We start from the raw sequence: 5,849 nt of genomic DNA on the forward strand, positions 1-5,849 counted from the left end.
GGCCGGCATCGACAGCCCGGGCAGCCGCTGCTTCAGCCGCACCGGCCGGTTGAACACCAGCACCGGCCACTCCCGCGCCACGGCTTCCTTGCGCAGCGCCCGGTCGGGATTGACGGCGTGCGGGTGCCCGACCGCCTCCAGCATCGGGATGTCCGTCACCGAATCGCTGTACGCGTAGCAGCGCGCGAGGTCGTACCCCTCGGACTCCGCCAGCTCCCGCACGGCCTCGGCCTTCGTGGGGCCGTACGCGTAGTACTCGACCTCGCCCGTGAAGCAGCCGTCCTCGCCGATGACCATGCGCGTGGCGACGACCCGGTCCGCACCGAGCATCTCGCCGATCGGCTCGACGACTTCGGCTCCGGAGGTCGACACGATCACCACGTCGCGGCCCGCCGTGTGGTGGGCCTCGATGAGGGAGGCGGCCTCGTCGTAGATCAGCGGGTCGATGAGGTCGTGCAGGGTCTCGGCGACGATCTCCCGCACCTGCTGGACGTTCCACCCCTTGCAGAGGGAGGACAGGTACTCACGCATCCGTTCCATCTGATCGTGGTCGGCGCCGCCGACCAGGTAGATGAACTGGGTGTAGGCGGTGCGCAGCACGGCCCGGCGGTTGATCAGGCCACCGTGGTAGAAGGACTTGCTGAACGTCAGAGTGCTCGACTTCGCAATGACCGTCTTGTCCAGGTCGAAGAAGGCGGCGGTGCGGGGCGACGAGTGCGGCAAGGGCTGGATTTCCACGCCCCGAGCATATGCGCCCACCATTCGGCGTAAGGTGTGGCGCGTGGGTTTGCCTGAGAAGGCTCTCGGGTACACCATGGAAGTCACGGATCGTTCGCGACCGTGCTAACCCGGTCTGGCTCCTCCCCCCCCGAGTCGGACCGTGGGGACGACCCCCGCTCTCCCCCCCGGCGGGGGTCGTCGCATGTCCGGACGCGGTTCGCGTCCCTGCCTCCGGCCCCAAGTGACCATTCCGCAGCCCTCCCTTCCTCGGCGGGCCCTGCGTGGCGAAGGCCCTCACCCTCTCGAACTCGTAACTCTGCGTAGTGGTTCCGCCGCGCTCCGGAACTCACCTGTGGGGGTGACGGAGTTATTCACAGGGCGTGTGTCGTCCACAGTTTTCAGGCAAGATCCACTTCTTTTTCCGGATCCCTGCACGGTGATTCCAGCCGCGAAGTCCGCGGTGGCGGGATTTGCCGTGAGAAGGGGGCGGAGATCGTGGCTGGATCGAAGTCGTGTGAAGTACCGAAGCGCGTGGAAGCAGGCGGAATCAGGCCATGGGGTGCCCCCGGCGGGCCCGGGCCCGCCGGCGGCCGGCCGCTGATCATCACCGAGGACCCGCTGCTGCTCGACGACCTGCTGCGGCTGTGCGCGGCCGCGGGCGCCGAGCCGCACGTGCACCATGCGGTGCCCGAGCAAAGCGGAGGCGGAGGCGGCGGAAGCGGCGGGCGGGGAGCGGGAGCTTCCGGCGAGGCCCCGGAGGCGGGTGGCGGCGTCGGCTGGGAGTCCGCGCCGCTGGTGCTCGTGGGGGACGACGCCGCCCGCCGGGTGCGCGGCGCCCCGCGCCGGGGCGGCGTGCTGCTCGTCGGCAGGGAAGCGGACGATCCCCTCGTGTGGCAGCGGGCGGTGGAGATCGGCGCCGAGGAGGTGCTGCGGCTCCCCGACGCCGAGAACCGGCTCGTCGACCGCATCGCCGACGTGGTGGAGGGCGCCGGGGAACCCGCCCTCGCCGTCGGGGTGATCGGCGGCAGCGGCGGAGCCGGCGCCTCCACCCTGGCGTGCGCACTCGCCCTGCGGGCCGCCCGGGCCGGGGAGCGGACCATCCTCGTCGACGGCGACCCGCTCGGCGGCGGAATGGACGTGCTGCTCGGCGGGGAGGGCGCCGAAGGGCTGCGCTGGCCGGACTTCGCCGGCTCGCGGGGCCGGGTGGGCGCCGGCGCACTGGAGGAGTCCCTGCCGGAGCTGCACGCCCTGCGGGTGCTCAGCTGGGACCGCGGGGACCGGGTGGTGGTGCCGCCCGCGGCGATGCGCTCGGTGCTGGCCGCCGCTCGCCGCCGGGGTGGGGTGGTGGTGGTCGACCTGCCCCGGCGGGTGGACGAAGCCGTGGCCGAGGCACTGGCACAGCTCGACCTGGTGCTGCTGGTCGTGCCGGGCGAGCTGCGGGCGGTGGCCGCCGCCGGGCGGGTCGCGGCCGGTGTGCGGATGGTGGCCCGGGACGTCCGCGTGGTCGTTCGGGGCCGCTGTCCGGGCGGACTCGAACCCGAAGCGGTGGCCGGGCTGCTGGGGGTGCCGCTGGCCGGGGAGGTCCCGGTCGAGGTGGGGCTACCGGGGCGGGTCGCCGAGGGCGAGCCGCCGGGCGGGCAGGGGCGCGGCGCGCTGGCCCGGTTCTGCGACGGCTTCTGGCGGCGGGCGCTCGGTCCCGCCCAGGGGGTGACGGCATGAGCGCCGTCCTCCTGGACGCGGTGCGCCGCCGGCTCGCCGAGAGCGGGGCGGAGCCGACCCCGGCCCGGGTGGCGGCCGCCCTGCGGGCGCAGGGCCGGCTGCTCGGGGATGCGGAAGTGCTGGGCGTGGCCGCCGAGTTGCGGTCCGAACTGGTCGGCGCGGGCCCGCTGGAGGCGCTGCTCGCCGATCCGGGGGTCACCGACGTCCTGGTGGCCGCCCCGGACCGGGTGTGGGTGGACCGCGGCGGCGGACTCGAACTGACCGGGGTGACCTTCCGGGACGCCGATGCCGTGCGCAGGCTCGCCCAGCGGCTGGCCGCCGTCGCGGGCCGTCGCCTCGACGACGCCCGGCCCTGGGTGGACGCCCGGATGCCGGACGGCACCCGGCTGCACGCCGTGCTGCCACCGGTGGCGGTCGGCTCGGCCTGCCTGTCGCTGCGGGTGGTGCGGCCGAGGGCGTTCACGCTGGACGAGCTGGTCGAGGCGGGCACCCTGCCGCCCGGCGGTCAGCGGCTGCTCCGGGACATGATCGAGGCCCGGCTGTCCTTCCTCGTCTCCGGCGGGACGGGCACCGGCAAGACCACGCTGCTCAGTGCCCTGTTGGGGCTGGTCGGCCCCGGCGAGCGGATCGTCCTGGCCGAGGATTCGGCCGAGCTGCGTCCCGACCATCCGCATGTGGTGCGGCTGGAGACCCGGCCCGCCAATCAGGAGGGGGCCGGTCTGGTCAGCCTGGCGGACCTGGTCCGGCAGGCACTGCGGATGCGCCCGGACCGGCTGGTCGTCGGCGAGGTCCGGGGCGCCGAAGTGGCCGATCTCCTCGCGGCCTTGAACACGGGCCACGAAGGCGGCTGTGGCACCGTCCACGCCAATGCCGCCGCCCACGTACCGGCCCGGATGGAGGCGCTCGGGACGTCCGCCGGGCTCGACCGGGCCGCCCTGCACAGCCAGTTGGCGGCCGCGCTGACCCTGGTGGTCCATCTGGTCCGGGACCGGGCGGGGCGGCGCCGCGTGGCCGAGGTGCACGTACTGGACCGGGACGCCGCCGGGCTGGTGGTCACCGTACCGGCGCTGCGCTGGTCCGCCCGGGGCTTCGTACGGGAGCCGGGCTGGGAGCGGCTGCGTCCGCTGCTGCGGGGTGCGCGGTGAACGGGGTGGCCGCGGTGCCCGTGCCGCTGTTCGCCGGGGTGCTGTGCGCGGGGACGGCCGCCTGGGCGCTGGCCGGGGGAGACCGGGTGTCCCGGCGGGCCCGGGTGGTGCTGGCCGGGGGCGGGCCGCCGCTGCCCCACGGCCCGCTGCCCTGGGAGCGGCTGGTGATCGCGGTCCGGGTGCGGGCCGCGCGGTGGCGGGAGTGGGGCTGCCTCGGGGTCGGGCTCGTGGTCGCCGTGCTGGGCGGGTCGGTGATCCCGCTGGTGGCGGGGGCGGCGGCGGTGCCGTTGGTGCGGCGGTGGCTGCGGGTCCGCCGGCGGGAGCGGGCGCGCGGTGCCCGGGCCGCCGCAGTGGTCGCGCTGTGCGGAGCGGCGGTGGGCGAGCTGCGTGCGGGTGCCCAGCCCGGTCAGGCGCTGACGGCGGCGATGCGGCGGACGGCCGCGGGCCCCGGTGGTCCGGGCCCGGCGGAGGCGGCGGTGCTCGCGGCCGCGGCGTTCGGCGGTGACGTGCCCTCGGCGCTGCGGCAGGCGGCGCGGGAGCCCGGCGCGGAAGGCCTGGCCGGGATGGCCGCCTGCTGGTCGATCGCGGTGGACGGGGGCGCGGGGCTGGCCGCCGGACTGGACCGGCTGGAGGGGGCGCTGCGGGCCGAGCGGGACCGGCAGGAGTCCCTGCGGGCCCAGTTGGCGGGGGCCAGATCGACGACGGCGGTACTGGCCCTGCTGCCGCTGGTCGGCCTGCTGATCGGCACCGGGCTCGGGGCGGACCCGCTGCACGTGCTGCTGCACACCCCCGTCGGGTGGGGCTGCCTGCTGGCGGGCGGGGTGCTGGAGGCGCTGGGGCTGCTCTGGTGCCGGCGGATCGTACGGGCGGGGGAGCGGTGATGGGCGGTCTCCTGATCCACAGGCTGGGGATGGCGGTGTGCCTCGCGGCGGCGGGACTGTGCACGGCGTCGGCGGTCGCGGGGCAGGTCCGGGCGCGGGCGGCCCGGCGCCGGATCACCGCGGTGCTGCCGGCGGGGCCGCAGCGGCGGGTGTCGCCGGCCGGCCCCCGGATACGGGCGGCGGTGACGGCGTGGGCCGGCCCGGCCGGGGCGCTGCTGGCGGCCTGGGTGCTGGTCGGCGGAGTGGTGGGCGCACTGGCCGGCTGCGGGGCGGCGATCGGGGTGTGGCGTTGGCTGCGGAGGGCGCGGCCGCCGGCCGGGGTGGATCCGCAGGAGGCGGAGCGTCAGTTGCCCTTCGCCGCCGATCTGTTGGCCGCGTGCCTGGCGGCCGGTGCGGCGCCGGTGGAGGCCGCGGAGGCGGTCGGGGAATCGCTGGGCGGCCCGGTGGGCGAGCGGCTGGCGCTGGCCGGGGCCGAGCTGCGGCTCGGCGGCGAACCGGGGGCGGCATGGGGGAGGTTGGCGGAGATACCGGGAGCCCGGGCGCTCGCCGAGTGCCTGGAGCGGGCCGCCCGGACGGGGGCTCCGGCCGCCGAGCCGGTATCCCGGCTGGCGTCGGCCCTGCGCGAGGACCGGGTCCGGCAGGCCGGCGCCCGGGCGCAGCGGGCGGCGGTGCTCGTCACCGCTCCGGTGGGGCTGTGTTTCCTTCCCGCCTTTCTCGCGGTCGGAGTCGCTCCGGTGGTGATCGGAATGGCGTCAGGTCTCCTCTCCTCCACCTGAAGTCACAGCAGTAACTCTGGCATCAAACAAGGATCTCAAGGCCCTCAAGAACGTCAAACGCATCAAGTCGACGCCTGAAATCACAACTGAGATCACGTCAAGAAACACATATCAACGAGAGGCAGTCATGAGGATCATCTGGTTTCGTGTGCGGTCTGCGCTGAACGGTCGCGCGAAGGACGCGGGCATGTCCACTTCGGAATACGCCATGGGCACGATCGCGGCGTGTGCATTCGCGGCTGTCCTGTACAAGGTGGTGACGAGTGACGTGGTCTCCGCGGCGCTTCAGTCGACCATCGGGAAGGCGCTCGATGTGCCGTTCTGAGGAAAGGCGCCGGGGACCGGGCGACCGGGGTTACGTGACGGCGGAGGCCGCCCTGGTGATCCCCGCGCTGGTGCTCTTCGCGGCGCTGCTGGTGTGGGCGCTGATGGCGGCCGCCGCGCAGATCCGGTGCGTGGACGCGGCCCGGGCCGGCGCCCGGGCGGCGGCCCGGTCGGAGCCTCCGGGCGTGGCGGAGGCGGCGGCCCGGGCGGCCGCCCCGCCGGGAGCGGAGGTGGGGCTGCCGTCGGACCCGTCGCACAAGACGGCCGCCCGGCAGATGCGGGGC

General features: G+C 75.4%; 7 protein-coding genes. 6 read left to right on the forward strand and 1 reads right to left on the reverse strand.

The window, feature by feature from the left end; all coding sequences use genetic code 11:
* Positions 1-762 (reverse strand): HAD family hydrolase (locus ACFXA3_RS33010; RefSeq protein WP_385192902.1); only part of this gene is annotated, 762 nt, incomplete at its 3' end.
* A 489-nt stretch (positions 763-1,251) separates the two neighbouring features.
* Here ACFXA3_RS33010 and ssd point away from each other — a divergent pair.
* The 6 genes from ssd to ACFXA3_RS33040 all read left to right on the forward strand — a co-directional run.
* Complete coding sequence (ssd, locus tag ACFXA3_RS33015; RefSeq protein ID WP_385192904.1) at positions 1,252-2,439, forward strand: septum site-determining protein Ssd; 1,188 nt, start codon at positions 1,252-1,254, stop codon at positions 2,437-2,439.
* Positions 2,436-3,584, forward strand: a complete 1,149-nt coding sequence (locus ACFXA3_RS33020) for a TadA family conjugal transfer-associated ATPase (RefSeq protein WP_385192906.1) — start codon at positions 2,436-2,438, stop codon at positions 3,582-3,584. The genes ssd and ACFXA3_RS33020 overlap by 4 nt, the downstream gene beginning before the upstream one ends.
* Positions 3,585-3,589: 5 nt before the next feature.
* Positions 3,590-4,465, forward strand: coding sequence for a type II secretion system F family protein (locus tag ACFXA3_RS33025; protein WP_385192909.1), 876 nt, complete (start codon positions 3,590-3,592; stop codon positions 4,463-4,465).
* Positions 4,465-5,241: a type II secretion system F family protein gene (locus ACFXA3_RS33030; RefSeq protein ID WP_385192911.1), complete on the forward strand. Its 777-nt coding sequence runs from the start codon at positions 4,465-4,467 to the stop codon at positions 5,239-5,241. Before ACFXA3_RS33025 ends, ACFXA3_RS33030 begins: the two co-directional genes overlap by 1 nt.
* A 127-nt stretch (positions 5,242-5,368) precedes the next feature.
* Positions 5,369-5,566, forward strand: a complete 198-nt coding sequence (locus tag ACFXA3_RS33035; protein WP_054226150.1) for a DUF4244 domain-containing protein — start codon at positions 5,369-5,371, stop codon at positions 5,564-5,566.
* Positions 5,553-5,849, forward strand: a 297-nt coding sequence (locus ACFXA3_RS33040; RefSeq protein ID WP_385192913.1) for a TadE family type IV pilus minor pilin, incomplete at its 3' end; no start/stop codon positions are given. The genes ACFXA3_RS33035 and ACFXA3_RS33040, both read left to right, overlap by 14 nt.

It is taken from the genome of Streptomyces sp. NPDC059456 (assembly GCF_042750055.1).
GTDB lineage: Bacteria > Actinomycetota > Actinomycetes > Streptomycetales > Streptomycetaceae > Streptomyces.